The organism is Paenibacillus sp. WG02, from assembly GCF_055396115.1.
The window spans coordinates 5,011,098-5,038,007 of the sequence record NZ_AP036016.1 but is presented as its reverse complement, the minus strand read 5'-3'; the positions used below and the strand labels follow the sequence as shown (position 1 = coordinate 5,038,007).

General features: G+C 44.8%; 24 protein-coding genes and 1 pseudogene. 22 read left to right on the top strand and 3 right to left on the bottom strand.

Annotated elements, in window-relative coordinates; genetic code table 11:
• Positions 1–78 precede the first annotated feature (78 nt).
• The 10 genes and pseudogenes from ACBP55_RS22930 (at position 79) to ACBP55_RS22885 (ending at position 12,023) form a co-directional block, all read left to right on the top strand.
• A complete protein-coding gene (locus ACBP55_RS22930) occupies positions 79–1,716 on the top strand; it encodes a type 2 periplasmic-binding domain-containing protein (RefSeq protein ID WP_464645201.1) in 1,638 nt (545 codons plus the stop codon).
• A 39-nt stretch (positions 1,717–1,755) separates the two neighbouring features.
• Positions 1,756–2,727: an ABC transporter permease gene (locus tag ACBP55_RS22925; protein WP_464645200.1), complete on the top strand. Its 972-nt coding sequence runs from the start codon at positions 1,756–1,758 to the stop codon at positions 2,725–2,727.
• Positions 2,728–2,740: 13 nt separating this feature from the next.
• Positions 2,741–3,643 carry a carbohydrate ABC transporter permease gene (locus tag ACBP55_RS22920; protein ID WP_464645198.1) on the top strand — a complete coding sequence of 301 codons (903 nt, stop codon included), beginning with the start codon at positions 2,741–2,743 and terminating at the stop codon, positions 3,641–3,643.
• A 13-nt stretch (positions 3,644–3,656) separates the two neighbouring features.
• Positions 3,657–3,923 (top strand): sialidase family protein, encoded by a 267-nt coding sequence (locus ACBP55_RS22915; RefSeq protein WP_464645196.1) that lies wholly within the window; start codon positions 3,657–3,659, stop codon positions 3,921–3,923.
• Positions 3,869–4,876: a hypothetical protein gene (locus ACBP55_RS22910; protein WP_464645194.1), complete on the top strand. Its 1,008-nt coding sequence runs from the start codon at positions 3,869–3,871 to the stop codon at positions 4,874–4,876. Before ACBP55_RS22915 ends, ACBP55_RS22910 begins: the two co-directional genes overlap by 55 nt.
• A gap of 31 nt (positions 4,877–4,907) precedes the next feature.
• The gene (locus ACBP55_RS22905) at positions 4,908–7,430 is read left to right on the top strand and encodes a sialidase family protein (RefSeq protein WP_464645192.1); all 2,523 of its coding nucleotides are present in this window, start codon (positions 4,908–4,910) and stop codon (positions 7,428–7,430) included.
• A 41-nt stretch (positions 7,431–7,471) separates the two neighbouring features.
• Positions 7,472–9,148, top strand: a pseudogene (locus ACBP55_RS22900) (ribulokinase).
• Between the two features lie 309 nt (positions 9,149–9,457).
• Entirely contained in the window at positions 9,458–10,087 is a 630-nt protein-coding gene (locus ACBP55_RS22895) for a TetR/AcrR family transcriptional regulator (protein ID WP_464645190.1), read from the top strand.
• Positions 10,084–11,061, top strand: coding sequence for an alpha/beta hydrolase (locus tag ACBP55_RS22890; RefSeq protein WP_464645189.1), 978 nt, complete (start codon positions 10,084–10,086; stop codon positions 11,059–11,061). Before ACBP55_RS22895 ends, ACBP55_RS22890 begins: the two co-directional genes overlap by 4 nt.
• Positions 11,062–11,288: 227 nt before the next feature.
• On the top strand, positions 11,289–12,023 hold the full coding sequence (locus ACBP55_RS22885) for a YheC/YheD family protein (protein WP_464645187.1): 735 nt from the start codon (positions 11,289–11,291) through the stop codon (positions 12,021–12,023).
• Between the two features lie 658 nt (positions 12,024–12,681).
• Here ACBP55_RS22885 and ACBP55_RS22880 read toward each other — a convergent pair.
• The gene (locus ACBP55_RS22880) at positions 12,682–13,440 is read right to left on the bottom strand and encodes an MBL fold metallo-hydrolase (RefSeq protein WP_464645185.1); all 759 of its coding nucleotides are present in this window, start codon (positions 13,438–13,440) and stop codon (positions 12,682–12,684) included.
• Between the two features lie 116 nt (positions 13,441–13,556).
• Here ACBP55_RS22880 and ACBP55_RS22875 point away from each other — a divergent pair, with 116 nt between their 5' ends.
• From ACBP55_RS22875 to ACBP55_RS22860, 4 genes are all read left to right on the top strand, one after another.
• Entirely contained in the window at positions 13,557–13,988 is a 432-nt protein-coding gene (locus ACBP55_RS22875) for an Lrp/AsnC family transcriptional regulator (RefSeq protein ID WP_464645184.1), read from the top strand.
• Positions 13,989–14,003: 15 nt separating this feature from the next.
• On the top strand, positions 14,004–14,150 hold the full coding sequence (locus tag ACBP55_RS22870) for a hypothetical protein (protein WP_464645182.1): 147 nt from the start codon (positions 14,004–14,006) through the stop codon (positions 14,148–14,150).
• Positions 14,151–14,231: 81 nt separating this feature from the next.
• The gene (locus tag ACBP55_RS22865) at positions 14,232–14,393 is read left to right on the top strand and encodes a DUF255 domain-containing protein (RefSeq protein WP_464645180.1); all 162 of its coding nucleotides are present in this window, start codon (positions 14,232–14,234) and stop codon (positions 14,391–14,393) included.
• A 35-nt stretch (positions 14,394–14,428) separates the two neighbouring features.
• The gene (locus ACBP55_RS22860) at positions 14,429–16,327 is read left to right on the top strand and encodes a thioredoxin domain-containing protein (protein ID WP_464645178.1); all 1,899 of its coding nucleotides are present in this window, start codon (positions 14,429–14,431) and stop codon (positions 16,325–16,327) included.
• Positions 16,328–16,512: 185 nt separating this feature from the next.
• Here ACBP55_RS22860 and ACBP55_RS22855 read toward each other — a convergent pair whose 3' ends face one another.
• Positions 16,513–16,671 carry a DUF1540 domain-containing protein gene (locus ACBP55_RS22855; protein WP_084159967.1) on the bottom strand — a complete coding sequence of 53 codons (159 nt, stop codon included), beginning with the start codon at positions 16,669–16,671 and terminating at the stop codon, positions 16,513–16,515.
• Between the two features lie 180 nt (positions 16,672–16,851).
• Between ACBP55_RS22855 and ACBP55_RS22850 the strand changes: the two genes are divergently transcribed.
• Positions 16,852–17,067, top strand: a complete 216-nt coding sequence (locus ACBP55_RS22850; protein WP_029193210.1) for a hypothetical protein — start codon at positions 16,852–16,854, stop codon at positions 17,065–17,067.
• A 511-nt stretch (positions 17,068–17,578) separates the two neighbouring features.
• Here ACBP55_RS22850 and ACBP55_RS22845 read toward each other — a convergent pair.
• Positions 17,579–19,501 (bottom strand): glycosyl hydrolase family 18 protein, encoded by a 1,923-nt coding sequence (locus tag ACBP55_RS22845; RefSeq protein WP_464645176.1) that lies wholly within the window; start codon positions 19,499–19,501, stop codon positions 17,579–17,581.
• A gap of 183 nt (positions 19,502–19,684) precedes the next feature.
• Between ACBP55_RS22845 and ACBP55_RS22840 the strand changes: the two genes are divergently transcribed.
• The 7 genes from ACBP55_RS22840 to ACBP55_RS22810 all read left to right on the top strand — a co-directional run bounded on the left by ACBP55_RS22840 (position 19,685) and on the right by ACBP55_RS22810 (position 26,873).
• Complete coding sequence (locus tag ACBP55_RS22840; RefSeq protein WP_464645174.1) at positions 19,685–20,218, top strand: DUF309 domain-containing protein; 534 nt, start codon at positions 19,685–19,687, stop codon at positions 20,216–20,218.
• The gene (locus ACBP55_RS22835) at positions 20,215–20,943 is read left to right on the top strand and encodes a response regulator transcription factor (RefSeq protein WP_464645173.1); all 729 of its coding nucleotides are present in this window, start codon (positions 20,215–20,217) and stop codon (positions 20,941–20,943) included. The genes ACBP55_RS22840 and ACBP55_RS22835 overlap by 4 nt, the downstream gene beginning before the upstream one ends.
• Entirely contained in the window at positions 20,936–22,390 is a 1,455-nt protein-coding gene (locus ACBP55_RS22830) for a sensor histidine kinase (protein WP_464645172.1), read from the top strand. The genes ACBP55_RS22835 and ACBP55_RS22830 overlap by 8 nt, the downstream gene beginning before the upstream one ends.
• A gap of 101 nt (positions 22,391–22,491) precedes the next feature.
• Positions 22,492–23,100, top strand: a complete 609-nt coding sequence (locus tag ACBP55_RS22825) for a hypothetical protein (protein ID WP_464645171.1) — start codon at positions 22,492–22,494, stop codon at positions 23,098–23,100.
• A gap of 120 nt (positions 23,101–23,220) precedes the next feature.
• Positions 23,221–24,954 carry an efflux RND transporter periplasmic adaptor subunit gene (locus tag ACBP55_RS22820; protein WP_464645170.1) on the top strand — a complete coding sequence of 578 codons (1,734 nt, stop codon included), beginning with the start codon at positions 23,221–23,223 and terminating at the stop codon, positions 24,952–24,954.
• Between the two features lie 27 nt (positions 24,955–24,981).
• A complete protein-coding gene (locus ACBP55_RS22815) occupies positions 24,982–25,698 on the top strand; it encodes an ABC transporter ATP-binding protein (RefSeq protein WP_464645169.1) in 717 nt (238 codons plus the stop codon).
• Entirely contained in the window at positions 25,695–26,873 is a 1,179-nt protein-coding gene (locus ACBP55_RS22810; protein WP_464645167.1) for an ABC transporter permease, read from the top strand. Before ACBP55_RS22815 ends, ACBP55_RS22810 begins: the two co-directional genes overlap by 4 nt.
• Positions 26,874–26,910: the final 37 nt, after the last annotated feature.

The following is a 26,910-nucleotide window of genomic DNA, read 5'->3' as shown; positions in this document are numbered from 1 at the left end:
AATGAAATTTTCTTTACGTCTGTAATCGTTTACATTTAATCGAAGAAACACGAATCTTATCAAAAGGGGGAGTATCAAATGGGGTTTAAAATATCCAGACTTATCACTTCAACGATTTGTACCGTACTCGTTGGAGGAACATTAATAGGTTGTACGGATACCCAGAAAGCCGAAGATCAGAATCAGGTCACGGACAGCAAAATGCTTGATGGCGGAGTTACTAATGCCACAGGATTCCCGATTACTAAAGAACCCATTACTTTAACCGTGGGAATTGCTTATGGAGCCCATATGGGCGACATCGCCAAGTATGACATATGGAAAAAAATCGAGGAAAAAACGAATATTAAAATCAACTTGAAATTGTACAGCGATGTGGAAAAATCGAATTTAATGTTCAGCAGCCGGGATTATCCGGATATCGGGTTAAGAATGGATGCCACGGCACAGGTCATGACGGATGCCATCGATGCGGGAGATATCGTAGGGATCGATAAACTGTTGCCATATACGCCAACCTGGAAAAAGTTCTTTGATACGAATCCGGATTTAAAGCTGCAGGCGCTGATGCCTGACGGTAAATTGTATGGCTTTCCTTACGCGGTCATTAACGAAACCTCCTATAACCTGCGGGATCAATGGTTTATCAACAAAAAGTGGCTGGATGAATTGGGACTTCAAATACCAACGACCACGGATGAATTCAAAAACGTGCTGATGGCTTTCAAAAGTAATGCAGGCAAAGGCTCGATTCCCAAAAACGTAATCCCATACTACGCTTTATACGGCAATAACATCGGCGGTCAATTCGACATGTACGGGACGTTCGGCGTTTATACCCCAGGCAGCTATTTTATCGTGGAAGACGGAAAATTCAAGTCGCAGGCAACGAATCCCGATCTAAAAGAACCGATCAAATATATGGCCGATTTATATAAAAACGGCTTGATGGTTCCGGAAGCGTTCACGGACGACTGGGGAAAATACACAGCCGCCATTTCATCCAACCCTCCTATAGTAGGATCTATGACCTCTTTTGTAGATCAAGGGCAAAACGTGAAAGATGGAAAATGGTGGTATCCAATGGCACCGCTTAAGTCTTCTAACGGTAAAGATCCTTACATCCGCCGACAAACCAAAAGCATCTGGCCAAGAAATTTCGTTATTTTCAAAAATAATAAATATCCTGTAGCATCCGCAAGATTGGCAGAGCTGTTGGCTGACCCGGAGTGGTCATTAATGGAGAATTACGGTAGTGAAGGCGTCATGTGGAAGAAAAACGCTGAGGGCAAATTCGAGTTGCTGACGCCAACTACCAACGTGGCGGATGCCGATAAGCCTTTGAGCAATTATGGTATTGCGCTTCTTGACGAAAATATGTTCAACAACAAGATCGTCAACGCCAATTTTAAGAAAGAAGGGACGCGGGAGTGGGCATACGTGAATATTTACAAGAAATATTTACCTCCCAAGGATTTGAACTATCCTCCATTGCCCAGCGGGTTGCTAAGTGAGACGGAAAAACTGAGAATGACCGATTTAAGCAAATCGCTCAATGACTATATCAAGACGACGATTGCAGGCTGGATTTCCGGCAAAGGCAGCGTCGATGCCGAATGGGATGCATATACGAAAAAATTGAAAGATTTGGGATTGGATGAATACATGCAGCTCAATCAAAAACAACTCGACGCTGCAAGCAAGCTGGGGAAATAAAAAGGAAAACCAAGTCTTGTCCGATTTCGAAGAGGGGAGTTGAGGACCATCAATCCGGATGAAGCCATGATAACGCACACGCACACTTCCATCAGACTATTCAGCAAAAAAATTCTTAAGGTAAAAGAAAATATCGGTCTGTATTTTTTGGTCCTTCCCGCACTGATCTATGTCATTCTATTCGACTATGTACCCTTATATGGTGTACTGATTTCATTTGAGAACTTCAAACCGATCAAGGGAATATGGGGAAGCGATTGGGTTGGGTTCTATCATTTTCAGCGGTTTTTTAAATTGGATATTTTTTGGGTACTGATGAGAAATACGGTGTCCTTAAGCCTCTACTCATTAATTGCAGGCTTTCCGATTCCCATCATCCTTGCTTTGGCGCTAAATAGCGCTGCTAGCAAGAGACTCAAAAAAATCGTGCAAACCGTCACGTATGCTCCTCATTTCATCTCAACGGTTATTTTGGTAGGGATGCTGAATGTCTTTCTTTCCCCGAGATTAGGCGTCGTCAGTCAGTTTTTGAACGCTTTAGGTGTAATTAATGGGCCGCTGATGACTTTGACGGACCCGAATGCTTTTGGCCATCTGTACGTATGGTCAGGGATTTGGCAGGGAATGGGGTGGGGAAGCATCATTTATCTGGCGGCGCTTTCGGGGGTAGATCCTTCTCTGCACGAGGCGGCTACCGTAGATGGAGCCAATAAATTTCAACGGGCATGGCACATTGATTTGCCTTCCATATTGCCAACGATTGTGACTCTATTGATATTAAGCTGTGGAAGCATATTGGGAGTCGGGTTTGAAAAGGCTTTTCTAATGCAAAATTCCTTGAACATGGAGACTTCTGAAGTTATATCGACTTATGTTTACAAGATGGGATTGCTTCAATCCCAATTCAGCTTTTCTGCTGCGGTCGGGCTGTTTAATTCGGTTATCAACTTGATCATGCTGCTGACCGTTAACAAAATGGCCAAGAAATTAGGCCAATCCGGAATTTTTTAAGGAGGGGGAAAAGTTGAACGCAAGTGTACGCAGAATCAGGGCCGATACCTTATACGATGTGATTAACTTCGCCTTTCTGACCCTGTTATTAATTATCGTTCTGTACCCGCTATATTTTGTCGTTATCGCATCCTTCAGCGACCCTGCAGCTGTCGGAACAGGGAAGGTGTTTGTATTTCCCAAAGGTTTTAATTTAAACGGATACGACTTGATTTTTAACTACAAGCAATTATGGATCGGTTATCGGAATACGATTTTGTACACGATTGGAGGCACGGTGCTCAGCGTCACCCTTACTTTGATGACTGCGTATGTCTTTTCGCGAAAAGATATGGTTGGGCGTGGGTTTATCGTTACGCTGTTTATTATTCCGATGTTCATTCACGGCGGACTGATCCCCACTTACCTGCTTGTACGGAAATTGCATATGATCGATAACCCGTTGATCGTTATTATTTTGGGATGCGTCAGCATGTGGAATATCATCATTACCCGGACTTTTTTTCAGTCTACAATCCCTCAGGAACTGTTTGAAGCTGCGAAAATGGACGGGTGCGGAAACATCAGTTATTTTACGAAAGTCGTTTTACCGCTGTCCAAAGCGATTATCGCCGTGCTGGTCGTGTTCGCTGCAGTAGGGCAGTGGAACTCATTCTTCAATGCGCTTATTTATTTGAACGACAGGAATTTAATCCCGCTGCAATTGGTGCTGAGAGAAATTTTGACCAGTCAGACGCAGATGATGCAGCAGCTCGAATTGGGCATCGGAGACCAGGACATGGCCCAGAAAACGTTTTTAGCCGAATCCGTCAAATATGGCATTATTATTGTTTCGAGTTTGCCAGTTTTATGTATTTATCCGTTTGCCCAAAAATACTTTGTCCAAGGAGTCATGATTGGCTCACTGAAAGGATAGGAGGTAACTGTTCATGAAACCGCTTGCCGATGATTTTGTCAAAATTTATGAATCCGACGCTCCGTCTTCCGTTTTTTGCTATAGCCCAGGCATTGCCCGTCTGGCTTCGGGGAGGCTGGTGGCGACCATGGATCTCGGCGGCCCCGGTGTGCAACCGCCCTATGGGAAAATTTTCACGTCGGATGATCAAGGAAAAACGTGGGTGCACCGGGGGACTTTCCATTCGTGCATGCAAGACCTTTCGTCGCAGGCAACTCTTTGTATGTATTGGGCCATATAGGCGATCTGACGATCATTCGCTCCGATAACGACGGAGAAAGTTGGACAGAGCCTGCGAGTCTTACGAGTGGTGGCGAGCATTGGCATCAAGCGCCGTGCAACGTTCATTACGCGAACGGATCGGTGTATTTGGCCATGGAGAAACGACTTCACGGAAGGATCGAAGTTTGGGCGGTCGGCGAATTGGCGCCGGTCCTTATGCGAGGCAGGACGGATGCGGACTTGACCAGGGCCGAAAACTGGACATTTGCTTCGGAGCTAGCATTTTGTGATGCGATTCCCGCAGAAACGCTGGATTATTTCGGTGTTCCTTTCTTTCATGCCGATCCGAAGCGGTATATCGACGTAGCGCCGGGCAGAGGCTGCGCTCCGGCAGGTTGGCTCGAGACGAACGTGGTGCAATTCCTCGATCCTGATCATTATTGGCATGATCCGAGCGGACGGACGTTCCATCTGTGGATGAGGGCTCATACTGGAGGAAGCGGTTATGCCGCTATCGCCAAAGTGGTCGAACAGGATGACGGTTCGATGACAACGATGCTGGAGAGAGTCCCTTCGGGCAAACAGATTGCATTCGTTCCTTGCCCGGGTGGACAAATGAAATTCCACATCATCTATGACGAAGCAACCCGTCTGTACTGGCTTCTCAGCACACAATCAACGGACAGCATGACGAGAGCGGAGCGGCTGCCTGCTGACCGTTACAACCTTCCGAACAATGAGAGGACGCGGTTGCAGCTTCATTTTTCCAAAAACTGCATGGATTGGTGTTTTGCCGGCCTTGTCGCGATTGGACCATTCGCCAGGCATTCCCGCCATTATGCCTCCATGACGATTGACGGCGAGGATCTTCATATTCTCAGCCGATCGGGTGATGAGCGGGCTTACAGCGCGCATAATGGCAATTTCATCTCTTTTCATACCGTCAAAAATTTCCGTGAACTCGCGTATTGAAGATGAACAATAGTCAAGGGAGGAATTTAAAATGAAACGGTTCAAATGGAATAGTAAAGCATTATTGATCCAGCTCACGGTGCTTATCATTATGTTAGCCGGAATCCCTGTTGCATCTGCCAACAACTATACGGACGTCTTCAAGTCTCAAATCGATTATTCCGATGCAAGTACAGGCGTATACATAGGGAGCCCCAGCCTTGTGAAGCTCTCCGACGGAACTCTTCTTGCGAGCGATGACGATTTTGGTCCGAATGCTTCGAACAAAACGACCAAAGTATTTCGTTCTACGGATAATGGAGCGACTTGGTCGCAAACGACTACGATTATCGGCCAATATTGGAGTACTTTGTTCGAACATAACGGGGCCGTCTATTTGCTTGGAACCAACTATAGCCTCGGCTCCATTGCCATCCGCAAAAGCACCGATGGTGGTACGACCTGGAGCGACGCCTCCCTTCTATATCAAGGGAATGACAACAACGTCAAGTATCACACTGCGCCTACGCCGGTTTTGAAAGCGAACGGACGCATATATAAAGCCTTTGAAGTCTTATACCCATGGGGAATGTGGGCCTTTGTCGTTTCCGCATCGGACACAGCAGACCTGATGGACCCCGCCAGCTGGAAGAAATCGAACGAATCCGACGTCAATCTGTATATTGAAGGCAACGCCGTAGTCGGGCCGGATGGCCAAGTGTGGGATGTGCTTAGGCGCTCGGTTATCAATCGTGCAGGCATATACAAGCTCGGTGCGGACAACAAGACGTTTACCAGATACGGGGAATTCGACATGCCGGGGGGAGACGTGAAATTCACCATCCGTTACGATGCCGCATCCGGCAAATATATCGCGCTTGTTAACGAGCATACCGATTTCAATGTGACGCAAAATAACCAGCGCAACGTGCTGTCGCTCATTTATTCGACAGACCTTGTCAATTGGACGCGGGGCAAGCTGCTTATTCAGGAAGATGAGAACTTGAGCTGGGCCAATTCTGCCGCGAAAGACGGCTTCCAATACGTCGATTGGCAATTCGAAGGCAACGATTTAATCTATGTTTCCCGCACTTCATATAGTGGCGCGAACAGCAAACATAACTCTAATCGCATGACGTTTCATCGCCTTAACGATTTTCGCAACTATTTGCAGCCTGCCGGTTTAATCGGAGACTATTCCTTCAATGGCTACTCACATGATGATACGGCTCAGGGCAACGATCCGATCCGCGTAGGAACAAGCGGGTACGCAGCCGGCAAGTACGGACAGGCGATAAATATGAACGGGGCGGATTATCTCGACATGCATTACATGATCGGCAATGAAATTTCCAATGCCGATGCGGTCTCCGTCAGCGTCTGGTTGAATCCAAGCTCGATGCCGGCAGGAGGGACCCACTACGATATTCTCGGCACGCGAATTGACGGCATACTGCCTGGTCTTGAACTTATTGTCGACTCCAACGCGGTCAGGCTGGGTGCAAGAAGTGATAAGTCGGACGCATACCAGAGTAAGAGCATCAGCTTTAACAGCCCGAACGAGTGGCATCATCTCGTAGGAGTTGTTGATTATAAGAATAAGTCGATTAAGCTGTATTTGGACAAAGTAGAGCAGTCTCCCGGCGGAACGATCTCTTTTAGCCAAAACTATTACCGGCGTTATTCCCCGTCTCAAGAGGACCGCGTCGGCATGAATCCAGGTGGCGGTGAAAATTTCATAGGTAAGCTGGATGAACTGAAAATTTACCGCAAAGCATTGACGCAAACGGATATCGACAGTTTGTACAATAATTTTGACACGACACCGCCTGTTACGACAGCAGAACTATCGCCTACGCAACCGGACGGACAAAATGGTTGGTATGCGAATCCGGTATCTGTGAGTTTGTCGGCGCAAGATAACTTGTCAGGGGTCGTATCATCGGTTTATAGCATGGACGGTGGAACGACATGGCAGCCTTATTCTGCACCTATAACGTTTAATCAAGAGTGCAAGTGTACCCTTAGCTATAGGTCGACTGATCATGCAGGAAATACAGAGGCCGCTCAGACGATTAGTTTTAACATTGACAGGACAGCTCCTACGATTAGCGTTTTCGTGCCTGCAGCAAAATCTTATAGCGATGCGGATGACCTGACACCGCAATTTGCGGTTACGGACGACTTATCCGGCATCGACCCTGGCAAGACGGTTTCAACGCTGGATGGTCAACCTATGACGCAGGAAACTTCATTTCCTCTCTATACCTTGCCGCTTGGTTCGCACGTAGCTATGGTCACAGCAACTGATCAAGCAGGGAATCGTTCGAGCCAATCGATGACGTTTATAACCACGACAAGCCTAACATCATTAAAAGTGCTCATCACTCGTTTTACAGGGAGCGGTTGGATTGATAACGGAGGAATTGCTAAAAGTTTACAGGTGAAACTGGACCAAGGGAACCTTGGTGCTTTCATCAACGAGGTGCAGGCGCAGAGCGGGAAGCACATCTCTGAGCTGGCTGCGAAATACCTTATTCGGGATGCGCAAGCATTATCGGGTATACAAAAGTAGGCGGGGTAACGCGTAAAATGAAGCCAAGTAGAGAAAATGAGATGCAGAAGCGGTATGTGATTGGAGTCGATTACGGGACGGAGTCCGACAGAGTGCTCCTCGTTGATGTCGACAATGGACAGGAAATAGCGGTTCACGTTACGACGTATCCTCACGGTGTTATTACTGACGCTTTGCCTAATTCCGAAAGGCGCCTTGAGCCCGACTGGGCTCTTCAGTATCCTGATGATTACTTGGAGGTATTGAGGAAATCAGTTCCTGCTGTATTGCGCAGCTCCGGAATAAACCCCGACCAAGTCATCGGAATCGGGATCGATTTTACGGCATGTACAATATTGCCGGTTGATGACGAAGGTGTGCCTTTATGCTTTCTGGAATCCTATCGCGAAGAACCGCATGCGTATGTCAAGCTTTGGAAGCATCATGCGGCACAGGAAGAAGCCAGCCGGATTAACAAGACGGCGGAGCGGCTTGGTGAATCTTTCCTGCACAGGAACGGAGGCAAGGCTTCTTCGGAATGGATGATCCCCAAAATATGGCAGGTGTTGAATGAAGCCCCACTGATTTATGAACAAACCTTTCAGTTTATGGAAGCGGCAGATTGGATCGTGATGCAGTTGACAGCCAATCCGATCAGAAACAGTTGCTGCGCAGGGTTTAAAGCATTCTGGCACAAGGTTGACGGTTATCCGTCCCCGTCCTTTTTCCGGGCGTTGGATCCAAGATTTGAGACAGTTGCAGAGTGCAAGTTGCAAGGCAACATCGTTTCCGTCGGAAAGAAGGCGGGCGAAGTGACGAACGAAGCTGCAGCTATGACAGGTTTACGACCGGGAACGGCAGTAGCTGTCGGCGTAATCGATGCGCATGCGTGAGTTCCGGGCACTGGGGCAGTCCATTCGGGTCAGATGGTCATGGCGATGGGAACATCGCTTTGTCATATTCTTCTGAGTGATAAAGAGGTCCATGTGGAAGGGATTTGCGGCATTGTCGAGGATGGTATCATACCAGGTCTCTATGCGTATGAGGCCGGGCAACCGGCTGTCGGAGATATATTCGGTTGGTTTGTGGAGCAGGGAGCGCCGTCCTATGTGAAAGAAGCAGCGGATAAACAAGGCATCACCGTTCATGCATGGTTGGAACGACGAGCTTGTGAGATGCGGCCGGGACAGCATGGATTGTTGGCTCTGGACTGGTGGAACGGGAATCGTACTGTTCTTAATGATGCCGATCTGAGCGGGATGATTCTTGGATTGACGCTGCAGACGAAACCGGAACATATCTATCGTTGTTTGCTGGAAGCAACCGCATTCGGTACTCGCAAAATTATCGAAACGTTTGAAGTGGCCGGTATAGAGATCAAAGAGCTTTTCGCTTGCGGCGGTTTGCCTTCACGTAATTCATTGCTGATACAAATTTTTGCGGATGTGACCCGGCGCGAAATAAAAATTGCCCGTTCTACGCAAACAGCGGCGCTTGGCGCCGCGATATTTGGTGCAGTTGCTGCCGGTTCCGAGAACGGAGGGTATGACAGTATTGAAGAAGCAGCTGGTCGCATGGCTCGCGTCATGGATAAAACCTATAAACCGAATGAAGAACATAGCGACATTTATGATGAGCTTTATCGCGAATACAACAAACTGCACAATCTGTTCGGTCAGGGTGGAAGTCATGCAATGATGGCGTTGAAACGGATCCAAGAGAGAAAGAAAAGAATATGAACATGCAGATACATGTTGGCAATCGACTTCAAGCTGAAACTGCTGCGTACTTTATACATTTATACCTTTGGGAAATCTGTTGAAATACTTAAAGAAGTCGGAGCGTCTACTCGTACAAAGTAATATAAAAAAAACAAGCCGGAGCGCATGTGGGGCAGCGCTCCGGCTTGTTTTTTTTTTGAAGTTTCATCCTACTCAGGAGTAAGATGAATTCACTCTTGCTATTATTAGTAATTAGAGATATATTATTAATTAAATGATTGATCATTTAATTAATAAAAAATTCAGTTTAAAGGGAGGGGAATACATTTGGCAAGACCAATCAATGAAGAAAAAAGACTGGAGCGGCGAAGTCGTATCCTAAAAGAAGCTGTTGTCCTGTTCGCGGAAAGTGGATATTCTAATACCACAACGGCTCTCATTGCGCAGAGTGTGGGAGTGTCTCCTGGAACCATATTTCAATATTTCCCTAACAAAGAAGCTTTATTCAACGCCGCTGTCCTTGAGCCGCTTGCTGATATTCAGGTGAAATCGCTTGCTTGTCTAAAAGAAGAGGGAACGCCGGGCGTATTAATTAAGAACATGGTAGAAGAACAATTCAATCATATCTATTGCTATACAAATGAATTGCGGCTTGTTCAATATGTCTTAGGACAACGGATAAGATTTCCTGAACTTACACAGATGGTCCTTGAAAGTACAAAAGTAATGACAGATACTATCGAATGCGTCTATGCCAAGGGACAGTTAATGGGAGAATTCAACAAAAACTTTTCTCCGGCAATGATCTCTCGTGCCTACATCTCTTTCTTAAACGGAGTAGGTTTAACTCTAGGAGAAAGTATTATTCATCACCCCGAGTGGGAAAGCTTGAAGGGGCATGCCTTATATTTGTTCGCACCCATACAACATAAAGAAAAACAGGAGGAATTTGAATGAGTCAAACATCATTACAACCAAATTTGATACTAAACGTTCGTTCGAAAAAACGGAGGAAAATTTTATTGATCCTAGGGATTGTGCTATTGCTTGTGATAGGTTTTGTATTTTTTATATCCTATAAAGTAATGGATACTTTGATGCACCATCCTAGAGACACTAATGTCAGCTACGAATTGAATATCGATAAAACTCCCTTCGAAGAGGTCGAGTTCAAGAGTTTGAAAAATGATAATACGATTAGAGGTTCCTTCTTTCCTGCAAGTGGTCTTTCTGGTAAAGCAAGTAATAAGACGATTATTGTCGTCCATGGATATACGAGCAATCGTTTAGTCAAAGGGCGAACTCCAAAGTTAGTAGAGCATTTCGTTCCGAAAGGCTACAATGTATTGGCATTTGACCTCAGCTCGCAAGGTAAATCCGATGGTGATTTGATTACACTGGGCTTCAATGAAAAATACGATTTGCTAGGAGCTGTAAGCTATTTAAAATCCAGAGACCATACGGGTGATAACATTGGAGTTATCGGCTTTTCAATGGGTGCTGCTACTTCTTTGCTAGCCGCAAGTGAAAGTGCTGACATCAAAGCCGTAATTGCGGATAGTCCTTTTCGTAATGCTGGTCTATTTCTGAGAGAGGGTTTGCCCTTCTTTTCAGGTTTACCTTCTTTTCCATTTAGTTATACATCGATATGGGTGGGTAAATGGGTCTTAAAGGTTGATCTTGATTCCGTATCTCCTATGGATGCAGTAAAGAAGATGAAAGACAAGCCAGTTATGCTGATTCATGGAACTGGAGATCAGCAAATTAGTTATAAAAATACAGAAGCAATTTTTGAGTCATTAAAAGATGACCCATATGCAGAAGCATGGTATCCGAATAATACGGAGCATATCGATGCCATCAATCATTACCCCACTGAATATTTCCAAAGAGTAGATAGCTTTATGGATAAGTATATAGGAAAAGAGTAGAAACGATATGAAAGCCGGTGATCCTTATAGTAGGGAGAAACCGGCTTTTCTGCTGTCACTTGACAAAATGATTTAGTAATTCGCTTAGCGTAATTTCATTCCCTTGCCCATGGATACATAAACTGGAAATTGGCTTGAAAATTAATTTTCAAAACCATCTATTGCCTGTACCTTACATTTACTTGTGTACATATATTAATCTGGCGAAGATGTAGGAGGTTGATTATGTGAAAAAGGTTAAGTACAAGATGGGCAAATTAGGGAAACATAATTTCATGAAAAGATTTAATGCTATAAACACTTTCCTGCCTGATACTCGAATAGCCTCTAAATCCAATATAAAAACAATGATAAGATTATATGAATCACTTTATTTAAAACCTGATGAGGGGACAGGAGGTCATGGGATATATAAAATAACAAAAACTAAAAACGGGTATTCGTTAAGAAGTGGGACTACCTCTAGAGATTTCAATTCAATTGACGCTTTATATGGTTCTCTTCATATATCATTCAAACAAATTAAGTATGTAGTTCAGCAAGGTATTGATTTGTTAAAACATAACAAACGAGCATTTGATATCAGAGTTATGGTACAAAAGAACAGAAATAAAATATTGATCCCGACAGGCATTGTTGGAAGGTTAGCGAAGCCTAATAATATTGTAACTAATTATCATTCTGGAGGTACTCCTTTGCCAATAGACACGTTACTCAAATCACATCTTAAGGGAGACTCTATGAAAAAATATATTCAAAGAATGGAGATATTAGGAAAAGAAGCAAGCAATGTCCTTAGTAAAAGTTATAGGAGTAAGCGAGCTTTCGGTGTTGATATAGCAATTGACTCTAAAATGAAGCCATGGATTCTGGAGATTAATACTCAACCTGACATGAGTATTTTTAACACTTTGAAGAACAAAACGATGTACAAGAGGATTCTAAGATACTCAAAAGCGTAAATGACCATCTAAACGGCAGAGAGGGGTTGTCAAATTCATAATCAAAAACTCATGTCCAACAGACCAGACCACTGAAGAACTTGTAGTTTTTCGGAGCAGCTAGAGATACGAATAAAAAGACGACCTTCATTCCCATAATTTAGGGGGGAGGGTCGTCTTTTCATTATCTAGGCAGACCCCAATGGCTGGATTCTTACTTCATCAGCTTCAATATTCGCTTTAGATTAACCGTGAATATGGCCATAGCAGCATTTGACAAAGCGATACGAGAAAATATGCCTATTTTCTTATATATTGGGTATAGCTGACTAAAGTTACCTGTGATCAAGGATATGAGACAGCGAAAAGACTGAAGATTTTCGTAAGTAACCCGCTTTCGAAAACCAAAGATAAGAATAAGCCGCTATGCGTGAAAACTCGCTGGTAGCGGCTTATATGTTCTAGGAAATAGAATTCATTCATGTAGAGAAGTTACCGTGACGCTTGAAAATTTCGCAAATCATTAACAACAACTATACATATCGATAGACTCCAAAGTAGAAGAATCTTATTCTCTTGCAGTACATGACTTGGTTTATGAATTGTGATGCTCTTATCGAGAATTGACATGCTACCACTACTTTCTCTTACAGGTGCTAACTTATAATGACGAGTTGAATCAAAAAGAGAATGATTCCCCATCGTTAGGTACTAATATGCTGTTAGAAAGACCTCTTTCATGAATGAAATCTCTTAATTCTCGGCGTGTTAATAAGCAGTGGTTGAGAGCCTCCATATGAGAAACGATGATAGTCGACTGAGGAGCTTCCAAATAGGTTTGATAGATGTCCTCTTTCGTCATAATCACAGCATTGCCTTGAAGAAACTGAGCAGCGCCTCCATTTACAATAATCACTTCAGGATTGTGCTGCTTGATGGCATCCTCAACATCACTGCACCATATAGTATCTCCTGCCATATACAGCGTCTTTTCATCTGGGTGGTTAAAAACAACGCCTGAAACTTCACCCATAAAATCTCCGATTTCGCCTGTTCCGTGTTTCCCGTATGTTCTAGTGATGCTAACGCCTTCAATATTTGAAACATTAGATATAGAGTCTACATTTTGAAAACCTTCTTTTCGAATTGCCGCTGCTTCTTTTTCAGACTGAGCAATGATTTTAATAGTCTTAGGTAACACTTCGATTGCAGCAGGATCAAAATGATCAGGGTGCAAGTGAGTGACAATAACGACATCAGCCTCAATGATCTCTTCAACAGGGATGGGCAAATCTACGGTTGGATTAAATTGGTCCTGGTTCAACGTGTTTGGAAATGGTGGATAAGCTCCCTTTTTCGCTAAGAAGGGATCAATTAAAAATCTCTTTCCCCCATAGTTCACAATTACTGTTGCATTGCGTATTTGTCTGATATTCATGCTGTATTCCTCCTTTAATAATCTTCTCTTATAAGATAATATTTAAGGAGAAAGTCGTACATAAATAAAATCAAGTGTATTTGAATACGACTTGATTTATGAAAGAGGTTGTTCTTTTGTTAGATAATACGGATAGCAGAATCCTTGAGGAACTATTAAATAATGGGCGTATCACAATGAAAGAATTAGGTAAGAAAGTTCATTTGACGGGTCAGGCAACAGCATCCAGGGTGATTAAATTAGAGGAACAAGGTGTAATCGAAGGATATACGATTAATTTAAATCAAATTAAAGCTGGATATGCTATACACGCATTCATAAATATCTATACAAAAAGTATGGATCATAGTCCCTTTTTAACCTTTTTAGAAAAACAACAGCCATTCATCATGAACAATTATAAAATTAGTGGTGAGGGCTGTTATCTCTTGGAGTGCAGATTTCCTTCTAACAATGAATTGGATCTATTCTTGACCGAATTAAATAAACACGTTAATTATAAGTTATCTATTGTAATTAAAAAATCAAACGAAGCTTACTCTTGTTAAGAGGGTTTTTGGGTAGTGAAACCAATCACAATCAAGGTGGGAGAGCTCATCGGTGGCAGCGATGAGGTCAGAAGATTGTTCCCCAAAAGATCCGCCAAATCGGTAACCAAAACTGCAGAGTTCGGTTGTCAAGCTCATAATCCAAAACGCATGTCCCACTGACATGGGTTTTTCGTTTTGTTGTAGGGTATGCTAAGCTATTATATCGACAAAAATATCCAAAATACAAGGAGGTGATGCCCCATGACAACGAACAACAAACCCAATAGATTAGCCAAGGAAAAGTCTCCGTATTTGTTGCAGCATGCGTACAATCCGGTGGATTGGTTCCCTTGGTCTGATGAGGCCTTTGAAATCGCGAAGAGTGATCATAAGCCCATCTTTTTATCTATTGGGTACTCGTAGTTAGGCTTATAACGACCTGCCATTGGTGCCATGTCATGGCACACGAATCATTCGAAGACCAAACCGTTGCAGACATGCTGAATAAAGATTTCATTTCGATTAAAGTGGACCGCGAAGAGCGTCCGGATGTTGACCATATCTATATGGCCGTTTGTCAGGCGATGACAGGGCAAGGGGGATGGCCTCTTACGGTGTTTCTGACACCCGAGAAGAAGCCTTTCTTCGCAGGGACATATTTCCCACGCAGTCGGAAGTACAACCGTGCAGGTATGGTTGAGATTGTTGCGCAGTTTGCGATTAAGTGGAAAGATGACGCTGATGGTATTCGTGAGGTTGGCGAACAGGTCATTCAAGAGACAACCAGTCGTTTACTAGAGCATCGCACAGGTGGCGAGTTGAAGGAGGAAACGCTTCATGAAGCATTCCGGTTATATGGCAAGATGTTTGATCCAGAACATGGCGGATTTGGCAGCTCTCCGAAGTTTCCTACATCTCACAATCTATCTTTCCTCCTGAGATACTATCAAAAAACGGGCAATGCACGTGCGCTTGAGATTGTGGAAAAAACGCTAGATTCCATGCATCGCGGAGGCATGTATGATCACGTTGGGTTCGGATTTTCTCGTTATTCCGTAGATGAAAAATGGTTGGTGCCGCATTTCGAAAAAATGCTTTACGATAATTCTCTATTAATTATGACTTACATAGAAGCTTACCAAGTTACTGGAAAAGAGAAGTATGCAGAGGTCGCTGAGCAGATTATTAAATATGTTCTCCGGGATATGACGGACGAGGGCGGAGCTTTCTATTCCGCTGAGGATGCGGATTCGGAAGGCGAAGAAGGCAAGTTCTACGTCTGGACGCCGGATGAAGTGGAAGACATATTAGGGATTGAAGAAGGCGATCTATATTCCGAGCTGTATGATGTTACGGAGTCGGGCAATTTTGAGGGGCATAATATCCCGAATTTAATTGGAACGACGATGGAGTCTTTTGCGAAGCGGAAGCAAATCCCATTGGATGAGCTGAAGCAGCAGATTGAGGCTGCCCGCGTCAAGCTGTTCGAGCATCGCGAGCAGCGCATCCATCCGGGCAAGGATGACAAGATTCTGACCGCGTGGAACGGTCTGATGATCGCTGCGCTGTCCAAAACGGCACGCGCCTTGGACAAGCCGGCTTACGCGGAGGCAGCCGCGAAAGCAACGGAATTTATCCTGCGCGAGCTGCGCCGCGAGGACGGGCGGTTGCTCGCCCGCTATCGCGATGGCGAAGCGGCTTTCCTCGGCTACGTGGACGACTACGCGTTCCTCGTTTGGGGCCTCATTGAGCTGTACGAAACCACGTTCGAGCTGCGCTATCTCCGTGAAGCTGTCCAGCTAAACGCGGAGATGCTTCGTCTCTTCGGAGACGAAGAGAAGGGCGGGCTCTTCTTCTACGGCAGCGATGCCGAGCAGCTGCTCACCCGCCCCAAAGAGATCTACGACGGCGCGATGCCGTCGGGTAACGGAGCAGCCGCGCTCAATATGCTGCGGCTGTCCAGGCTGACCTACGACGCGAAGCTGTCGCAGGCAGCAGATGTGCAGCTCCAGGCGTTCGCCGGAGCTGTTTCGTCCTACCCGCCGGGCCACGCGCTCACGCTGGCCGCGCTCGACTTCGCTTATGGCGAAGCCAGCGAAATCGTCATCGCCGGCGACCCGGCGAAGGCAGAGACGCAGCACATGCTGCGCACGGTGCAGCGGCAGTATCTGCCGAATGCGCTGCTGATTCTTCATCCACCGGGAGCGGCGGGTGAAGAAGTGCGCAAGCTTATTCCGCTTGTGCAAGACAAGTTGCCGCTTGGAGGGCAGGCCACGGCTTACGTGTGCCAGAACTTTGCCTGCCAAGCGCCAACACAAGATCTCGAGGAACTCGAAAATCTCTCCTCGAAACACTGATAATAATTATCATTATTGGTTACAATGTGAATAAGGGCAAGGAAAAAAAAGAAGAGGCCCCCGACAGGGCCTCTTTTTACGCTCTGAATTCTCACTCTAGCTCAAAGCTCTAGCTCAACGCTCAAACTCAACGCTTTGGCTTAACGCTCTAGCTACGCTCTTGCTCTTTACACTTCCTCAACGCACTAAATCTTAGACTCAAAAGTCTTACAATCCGTTTCCTCAGAATTACGAGCTTGGTTACTGCCGCGGTGACTCACGACATAAATCGAGCTCGCATTGCATTTGTTTTCGGTAGCCCAATATTTGCAGGAATTCACTTCACAAAGAACATCTTTAGCCATGCCTCTTTCACCTCCTTAAGTTAAAATAGGGAGCTTTGTTTGGAGAACAAAGTCTCACTTTATTTAGGGTGGTCGAAAGAGGCCTATTTTTATACATCGGCTGGAAGGGTTTGTAATTCACCTCAGCAGTGTTTATCCACATATACATGAAGTAGCTACCAAACTTCAAGGGGTGAACCTATGGCTAAGGATGAACTGCAACAATGTGTCCGGTGTAAATATGTAGCTGATAAAGAAGATAACTACTGCATTCGTTGTGGAGCGCCGCTGAAGAATAAGTGTACCAAAGAGAAAACCTTACTGCACAAAGGGTGCTATAAAGTTAACAAGCCGGACGCCAAATACTGTTCGGGCTGCGGTACTGAAACCATTTTTAGCGAATGGGGACTTATCTGATCTGCATAAAAAAATACCATGCAGGTTTGAACTGTGACCCGAAAGATAGACACTTTGAAAAAAGTTACCTCTCTCGGGTCTTTTTATGTTTATATTTCCTTGAATAAGGAGGCTGAGGATTACACGTGGGAAAATGTTGAAGTAGGGGGGAATAAGGTTTGAATGAATCGATCTTTTCGGTTGAGCCATACACAGGCCATTTCTCAACAAATTGGCTCGAAATGTTGTACAAACGAGTCGATTTCATAATAATAGTCCGATTTTTCCACAAGGGATCAATTCGGGAGAAATGCGAAGTTGGATAAGAGCCTTTAGAGACTACTATTTCTTCATTTCCATCGTATTATGTAAAAATAGGAGTCCCTAGAGACTCTTAACGTTCAAGTAAGGAGCTGGATGCCCTCTGAGCGCTTTGAACTCTTTATATCGAATGAATTAACAATCGTTATCAATGGACATTAAAAAGATGACTCCCGGCAAATAACGAATACAGGAGCCATCTTTTATTTTTTCATTTATTCTGCAAAATCAATTTCCATAAGTCCGATTGATCATAACCAAGCCGCCATGCGGCAACACCTGCGATGTCGTACTTTTTCGCCATGTCCAGACGAGCTTTGACCGTAGCCTGATCTTCTAGCCAGAATACATAGGTGAAGCCATCCTCTTGGTACTCGATCCGATATTGTTCATAGGTTGTGTCCCAAGTTTGTTTGGTTGATTTGGAAGCCAATAAGGCAGGGATGTCTTTCATCAGCAAGGTTCGATTACTTTGCAACACCCCGGCTGCATCCAGCTTCCATTCACGCACATAGTAGGGGATACCTAGAATGATTTTGTCCCGCGGAATGCCATAGGACAGAAATTCTTGAATACCGCCATCCGTCCAAGGAAGTCCAGCTACGGACCCCGCAGATGTACTGCCGCGCCAGAACTGATCGTAGGCCATGATGACAACGTAGTCAACCAGACTCCCCAGCTTCTCATGATCGAATGCAGAAAGATGGTTCCATTTGACACTTCCACGCGGTAAATCAATGGATACGATTAGGCTGTTCAAGTGAGCGTAAGAGGTTAATTTGGCAATGAAAGCTGTAAAAGCATTACGATCCGAACCAGCCAGGCTTTCAAAATCAACATTAATGCCTGGAACGCCAAGCTGGACAGAGCGGTCTACCAAGGCCTTAACGAATTTGTCTTGTGCAGCACTATCCGCAAGGAATTGCGTCGTCAAGGTTGCGTTAAATTGGTTGCTGACTAACGGATACACGGTGTAACCATTCTTTTGGAGCCATTTGACCGTATCGGCATTGGATTGATCCTTTAAATTACCAGCTGCATCCGCAAGCTCGAAATAGCTCGGAGAATCAACGTCAAGACCAACCGTATTGTTCACATGCGCTTTAATCGCATCACCACCGGCCATGCCGTTCCAGCCCCATACCTGCAGCTTTTTGAAGTTATCCCAAAGAAAGCTATGATCGAGCGTTTGAACGGAAGAATTACTATACTGCACACTGTAACTCAATGCTTCGGGGATCGTCTTGAATTCGCCAATGAGTGCTGTATTCTGAAACACTTGATACGAGGCGTAGTTGTTCCAAATTTTACGTCCATCCATGAATATTGAGCTGTGTCCCCATAGGCGAGCGTAATCTGCTGCTTCATTCAAGGAAGCAAAGTCCTGCAAAAATGTGTCATTCTGAAATACTTTATAAACTTTAAGATTGCTATACACGGTTTTTTTCGTATTTTTATTGACGACTGTTGAATTTCCCCATTTGAGAGCTTCATTAATAGCGTCCTCTAAAGAGGCAAATTCCCAATTGTCTGCTGAAAATGTGCCTTGATAAACCTTGTAAATAAGCTCGCCAGTACGAAGTGCTTTCTTTTCGTCACTAGAAATATTGTCCCAAATCCATTTATTACCGTTTAAATCAATAATATGGGCGCCGCCCCATTTTTTCGCTTCGTCCACGGCCTCATTCAGCGTTGGAAACTTCCAAGAATCCTGCGTGATCTCATTTTGGTACACTTGGAAATTAGGGTAGTTGTTCCACGCCCATCCTGTGGATTGCAGGTCTCGAACACTTGCGTAGCTCCATTTCTTTGCTTCAGCGACGGCCGCATCCAATGAGGCAAATTGCCACTCAGGCAGCGATGCATCTAACTGAAAAACTTGATAGCGGGGGAAATTGTTCCACAGCCATTTGCGAGTGCTTATTTCTTCTACATGGCTATTCGAAAAGCCTTTTGCAAATGCTTCTGCTTGCCCATAAGCTGCGAATTCCATGAGTACATGATTGTACTGATAGACGCGGTATTTCGTTGTTTTGTCCGGATTTGATTGAACTGTACCTGCTGCCTGAACAGCATTTGGTACGCCCATTGATAATATCAGGGTGCCTGTGAGCATCCATTTTCCAATTTTCATCCATCACGCCTCTTTCTAGTAAACTACTTAATTTGACGTAGGAAATGATAGTTTGGTTGCGTTGGAAAATGTATGAAAGTTCGTGAGTCCCGTGATAGATGTTGGACGGAGGCATAACTTTTGGAGTAACATGAGAAGTAATTAAGTATTACCGTGATCACAACAAGGTGAGGGGAACGATTCATGAAGCCGTATCCGGAGGCATATATCGAATATTTACTTTATTTCCATGCACAACGGGATTATTTTGAATGCCATGAAGTGATGGAGGAGTTCTGGAAGGAGCACCCAGGGGATGCACGCAGCAGAACCTATGTCGCTCTTATTCAAATTGCAGTTGGGATGTATCATATTCGTCGAGGGAACCGCAATGGTGCTGTGAAAATGCTGCAAAGCGCAGGAAGGAACGCGGAAACTCCTCATGTCCTTTCCTTGGGGCTAAATCCCGATAAGCTTCAAGAGCTTCTTAACCAGGTTTGGTCTTCAATTGAGCGTGATGAATTCCTATATCAGGATATTAATTTACCTATTACGGACCCGGAGCTTATAGATTTTTGCATAAAAGAGTGCGAAAGAAGAGGGCTGAAATGGCAGGCGCCAAGCCTGATGGAGGATGAGCTGCTCATCCAAAAACATACGCGGAGAGACCGCTCCGAGGTAATCAATGAAAGAGCAAGGCAGCAGCAGATTCGCATGGAAAAGGGTGGCGCTAGATGAGTTCGGATGGCAAAGTTCTAGTTGTAGATGACGAACCGAATATTGCTGAAGTCGTCAGATTGTATTTGGAGCACTCCAACTATGAGGCAATTATTTTGCCGAGAGGGCAGGAAGTGCTTCGTACGATAATAAATGAAAAACCAAGCTTGGTTCTGCTGGATATCATGCTTCCTGATATATCTGGCTACGAGTTGTGTGAGCAAATTCGCAAAATGGATGCTCCCTTTCATCAAACACCAATCATTTTTCTCACAGCAAAAGGGGAGTCCATCGATAAGCTAAGAGGGTTTAATCTTGGGGTTGACGATTATTTGGTCAAGCCTTTTGATCCGAATGAGCTCATTGCCCGTATTAAGGCCGTTCTACGCCGAACGATTCAAGTGTCTACGGAACTGTCTCAACCCCAGAATTCCTCCCGTAAATGGCTGGAGATCGGCAATATTGTTATCGATCTTGAGCAGTATCGGGTCACAGTCGGTGGGAAACGGGTTGAGCTTACGCCTAAGGAGATTGAGCTGTTGTATTTCCTTACCAGTCATCCTAGCCGCGTATTTACTCGTGAGGATCTTCTCGGTTATGTGTGGAATTTTGATTTTACAGGCGGTACGCGAACGGTGGACGCCCATGTGAAAAACTTGCGTAAAAAACTAGGACAGCATGAGACGTGGTGCATCCAAACCCTGTGGGGAATTGGCTACTCCTTTGAGGTGGTTCAGCATGTTTAAACGGTGGCTGACGGGAAAGAGCAACAGCTTATATTTGAAAATTTTCCTGTCTTTTCTTGCGACTTGTGTGCTTTTTTTTGCTGGTCTATTCCTGTTCTGGAACTACTATTTTACGGATCTATTTTATAAAGATAAGATCGAACTGATGGAGAAGCGTAATGTGGAAGTCACTCGCTTAATGAATTCGTTACAGGATGGTACGATCTCAACCCGAGAGCTGAAATATACGGTACGTATTTTGGCTAGAAGCATTAATGGACAAGTTTGGCTTGTTGATGACAAGGGGAATATTCTGAATGGCTCCTCCGAAAGCGAAGGGAAAGCTATTCCTAAACAGATGGATGCGCTTTTTATCGATGGTCTTCACGGTCATTCCGGCTATGGAATGGTTAGCTTAACGACACCTGATGGACGGAATGTAAATCTGTTTACGTATCACGCCCCGTATCAACTAAACGGACAGCCTATGGTCATTTTTCTTTCTTTTCCGGCTGGAGATATCAGTGAGGCCATTTCCGCAGTTCGCGTTAACATTCTGGTTCCTCTCTTATTTTCACTGGTAGCTGTTGGTTTCATTCTGTTTATCATTTCTCGCAAACTCGCTGGTCCGCTTCAACAGATGAATCGAGCCGCACTTGAGCTCGCACATGGTGATTTCACTACACGTGTTCCGGTAACCTCACACGATGAGGTAGGGCAGCTTGCTGCTAGCTTCAATTTCATGGTAGAACAGTTGGAGGAATGGGAAGGAACAAGGCAGGAGTTTTTGACGAATGTATCCCATGAGCTTCGATCTCCGCTGACGACACTTCGCGGTTTTATTGTGGCCATGAATGATAAGGTCATTCCAGAAGACAAATATTCACATTACTTACGTATTTGTGATCAAGAAGTTCAGCGGCTTCAGCGGCTTGTGACCGATCTATTGGATTTGGCGCAGATTCAAAATGGGGTCGATGTGTTCCGACTTAGACCTGTATACATCGCAGAAACAATTGAAGATTCGTTGGAACTGCTGAAGGCACCAATAGCAGAGAAGGAAATCAACTTTCACCTCATTCTTCCAGAGCCGGATAAGGTGCCCTCACAGGTTCAATTGGACCCTGATCGATTTGCCCAAATCGTACAGAATTTAATCTATAATTCGTTGAAATTCACACCAAAAGGCGGAACGCTAACGGTAGCTCTAGAAGAGCATGAGCATGAGGTTCATATGTATGTTCGTGACACAGGGGAAGGGATGACAGATGCCGAGTTAGAACGTATTTGGGATCGTTTCTACAAAGCAGATGAAGCAAGAACTTCGCGGTCCGACGTTAAGACAGGAACGGGTCTTGGACTTACGATCGTGAAACATTTGGTTACAGGCATGAATGGAACGATCCATGTTCGCAGTCGGGTCGGCGAAGGGACCGAATTTCGTGTTACTTTTCCTCGTATTTCATAGATCATTCACAGTTTTTTTACAACTAATACTAACTTAATTCATCCTTTTTTCGTATCCTGTTGCTATTAGACAGGATTTTTTGCTTTGGAGGTGAATGTAAGTTGATATACACACGGAAATTGGTGCTGCGTTTAACGCTCATTTCCATTCTGCTAAGTGGTTGCAGCGGGCACATGCCTTCGCTTGAAAGCACGTCGGCATTGGCATCGCCTTCTCCATCAATTGGGAAAACGCCTCAGGAAGACCCCCCCGCCGAAGATGTCCAAAATCTTAGAGAGATGCAGCTCGTTATGCTGTTTCAGGGACTAATTCGAATGGATCGACTTGACTCTCTAACCATTACGGCCAAGCAGGCTGCGGCTATTCTGCCTTATGTTCGCAAAAGTATGGAAAAAGGAAGCATTACCGAGTCCGAACAAAAACAAGTCATCAAGGGTTTAACGCTTCCGCAGCAAACATTTCTGGATGAACAATCCAAGCAAATGAAGAAGCGTATGGCGGAGCGGATGGACAACCTGGGTGATGAAGTGTCCTCAGAAGAACGGGAAAAGCGCGTCAATGCATTTATTCAAAAAAGAAAAGCGGAGCGCCAGGTTGAATCCGGCATGACGGACCGTGGTGACGATGATTTTCAGCTTTTTGATCAAAGAAGTATGGGAATCAGTGTTGAACAGCAGCTAATGGAGTTGCTTACATCCAAACATGATTAATTTAAGGGAAAGCGAAGTAGGAAAACTCTAGGCTTACGTTGAAAGTTTGGTAGAACAAAAAAATAAGCCTATTCTTTCGAAGCCAGTTTTCTGTGAAAACTATAAGGGGGAAGTCAATTCATGAAATGGTATCGCAGTAAGTGGTTCATTGGGATTATTGCAGTAAGCGTTTGTGCAGGTGGTTCGTATGCTTACTTCGGCGGGAAAGGGAAGAAAGCAAAAGCTGCTGCCGTTAAAGAGGTAACAGTCGATGCCAAGAAAGGGAATATCCGCTTCTCCGTCTCCGGCACGGCACAGTTCGAACCCAAAGATATGCAAACGATTTCATCCACAGAAAATGCGAATATTAAGTCCATTCATTTAACACGAAACCAAGCGGTTAAAGCTGGAGATGTGTTAATTGAACTAACGAGTTCGAGCTTGGAAAGCGATTTGCAAGATGCCCAACTGACCTATGAGCAGCTTCAGAAAGATTTGAATGCCTTACAGCAGCAGCAAGGATTGATGGGTGTTAAAGCACCTATTTCCGGTAAACTTACATACGCGACTAACATCGATTTAGGGTCAACAATCAATAAATCGACCAAAATTGCCACGATTGGTGATTTAAGCACTTTAACCGTAACGCTTCCTTTCTTTGTGGAAGATGCTTCCCAGCTGCATAAGGGAGATCCGGTGGATATAACATTAGATGGGTTTATGATTACGAAAACGGGATCGATTCAAAGTATCTCCAAAGATCCAAAATCGGATGGAAAAGGCGGTAAACTGATCGACATCGAAGTTGTAGTCCCGAATGACAACTCTATGGACGCAGGAACGAATGTGTCGGGTTCGGTTACAATCGGTGGACGAACTGTCGATTCACAAGGCAAGAGTGTCTTGCAGTACTTGAAGGTTACGACGATTCTGGCTGGGACAACGGGGAATGTTTCCGTATTGCCATTCAAAACGGGGAACATAGTACATCAAGGTGATACGATAGCAACCTTCGTGAATGATACATTGTCCGATGATATTTTGACGAAACAGGCTGCGCTGGAACGGCAGAAGCTTAAAGTAGACTCCGCTAAGGACAAGGTGGATTCCCTCAAAATTGTTGCTCCCTTTGACGGCGTATTTTCAACCGACTTTGTGAATAAGAAAAATGATATTTTGAGTAATTTCAGGGTCGGCAGTAAAGTAACCAATGGTACGCAGTTCGGAGCGGTTGCTAGCTTAGCGAAAATGCAGCTGCCGGTGCAAGTGGATGAGCTGGATTTACCCAATATTAAGACAGGGATGAAAGCTGAAATCAAGGTGGATTCTTACCCAGGACGCATATTCCCGGCTGAAGTGACGCAAATCTCTTCCGTAGGAACGACAACAAATGGTGTAACCTTCTATGATGTTGTCCTAGCCGCTGAAAATAAAGACAATATGTTGAAATATGGGATGACGGCAACAGGCGAAATTTTAATTCAAGATAAAAAAGATGTTATTTATTTACCGCCAGAAGCGCTGCAATCACAAAAAGGGAAGCGATTTGTTTCTTTGAAGCAAGCCGATGGAACGGTTGATAATGAACACGAGGTTAAAATTGGTATTCGTTCCAAAGCGCAAATTGAAATCACGGAAGGTCTTAAAGAAGGCGATAAAGTTGTTCTGCCTGTCGTAAAGCGGCAACAGAATTTAAGCCAAGATGAGATTAATCGTTTGAGACAGCAGTTCCAGCAAAACGGCGGCGCAGGTGGTGCTGGTGGTTTTGGTGGCGGTGGATTCCAAGGTGGTGCTGGTGGAGCCGGAAATGGTGGTGCTGGGGGCAATGGCAATACGGGGGCTACTCGGACTAACGGCGGTGGCGGTAACAGATAATGCGGCCGGGAAAGGAGTTATTGCGGTATGAATATCATTGAACTGAAAGAAGTTACCAAAACATATAAACGCGGGGAAGAAGATCTTCATGTTCTGCGCAGCATATCGCTTACCGTTGCCGTAGGAGATTTTGTCGCTATTATCGGACCGAGTGGCTCAGGGAAATCGACGCTCATGAATACGATTGGCTTGCTAGATGTGCCTACTTCAGGCAGTTACACGTTGGATGGCGTCGTGACCGAGCATATGAGTGATAATTCCCTTGCTGTATTGCGAAACCAGAAAATCGGCTTCATTTTCCAGCAATTTAATTTACTCCCTCGATTGTCTGCTATGGAAAATGTAGAGCTTCCGATGATCTATGCCGGCATACCAAGGAAAGAACGGCGGGAGAGGGCTAACAACATGTTGAAGATGCTGGGGATGGGCGAGCGTGGTCATCATAAGCCGAGTGAACTTTCAGGCGGCCAGCAGCAGCGTGTGGCCATCGCGCGGGCGCTTGCGATATCGCCTTCGCTCATCTTAGCGGATGAACCAACTGGAGCGCTGGACTCCAGAACTGGCGAAGAAGTACTGGAGCTAATCCTTCAGCTGAATGCACAAGGAAATACCATCGTATTGATTACGCATGATCATCACATTGCCGACAACGCCAAGCGTGTCGTTTCTCTTAAGGATGGCATTATTATTGATGATTATCGGAATAACATTCAGATGAGCGCACAGCATGAGGTGAGCGTATGAAGTTAAGTGAACTCATTCGAATGTCGCTTCGTACGATCATATCGAGTCCGCTGCGAACATTTTTGACCATGCTGGGCGTCATTATTGGAGTAAGCTCAGTCGTTACCTTGGTATCGATAGGTCAAGGCACTTCCGAGCAAATCGCCAAGCAATACGAGAGCATGGGGACGAATCTGCTTGTTGTCACCGCGACCGGGAACGGACGTGCAACGCAATTGGATTATGATGAGCTGATGAATTTTGAAAATTTTCCAGAGTTCCAGTCGATTGCGCCAACGATGACGAAGAACGGATCCAACATTAAATATGATCGTACGCAGGAGAAATATAACATTATTGGAACGAACGATCGCTATTTTAACATTATTAAAGCGAATATTGACAAGGGGCGGAATCTTGCTCCAGCTGATCTGGAGTTTCGCTCTAATGTCGCCATATTGGGGAGCGAAGTGGCTAAAACGTTCTTTGGTCAGTTAAACCCTGTAGGAGAAGATATCAATATCGACGGTGTCGTGTTCAATGTGATTGGAACTCTGAAAGAAAAGGGCTCCAACATTGGCGGGGCCTCTGTCGATAGCGCAGTGATTGTGCCTCTGGAAACAGCGAGACGACAATTCAAGCTGGGGCAAATTCGCACAACTTACGTCGAAGCGCCGACGAAGGATGATATTTATACCGCTCAAGATACCATGAAGCAGTATTTGACGTATAAATTCAAAAGCGACACCGGCTTCGTCTTAACGAATCAGGATGAGCTGCTTAAGGCACGGACTGAAGCGACGAATACCCTTACGAATCAATTAGTGGCTGTTGCGCTAATCTCTCTACTGGTTGGCGGCATCGGAATAATGAATATTATGTTGGTTACGGTGAGTGAACGAACACGTGAAATCGGGATCCGCAAATCGATTGGCGCCAAGCGCAGAAATATTTTGCTGCAATTTCTCGTGGAAGCCGTCGTCATCAGCGGTATGGGCGGATTAATCGGACTAGCGCTTGGCATCGGATTATCCTATGCGCTTCCTTATTTTAGCCCGAAGCAAACTACCAGTTTGTCTTTTGATATTAGTTTGTATGCCTTTTTATTTTCGGTGCTTGTCGGCGTTATTTTTGGCTTGTATCCGGCGAACAAAGCGTCCAAATTAAGACCAATTGATGCGTTACGATCGGATTGATTGAGAAATGGAAGACTATGTTTCTACTCTAAGATTA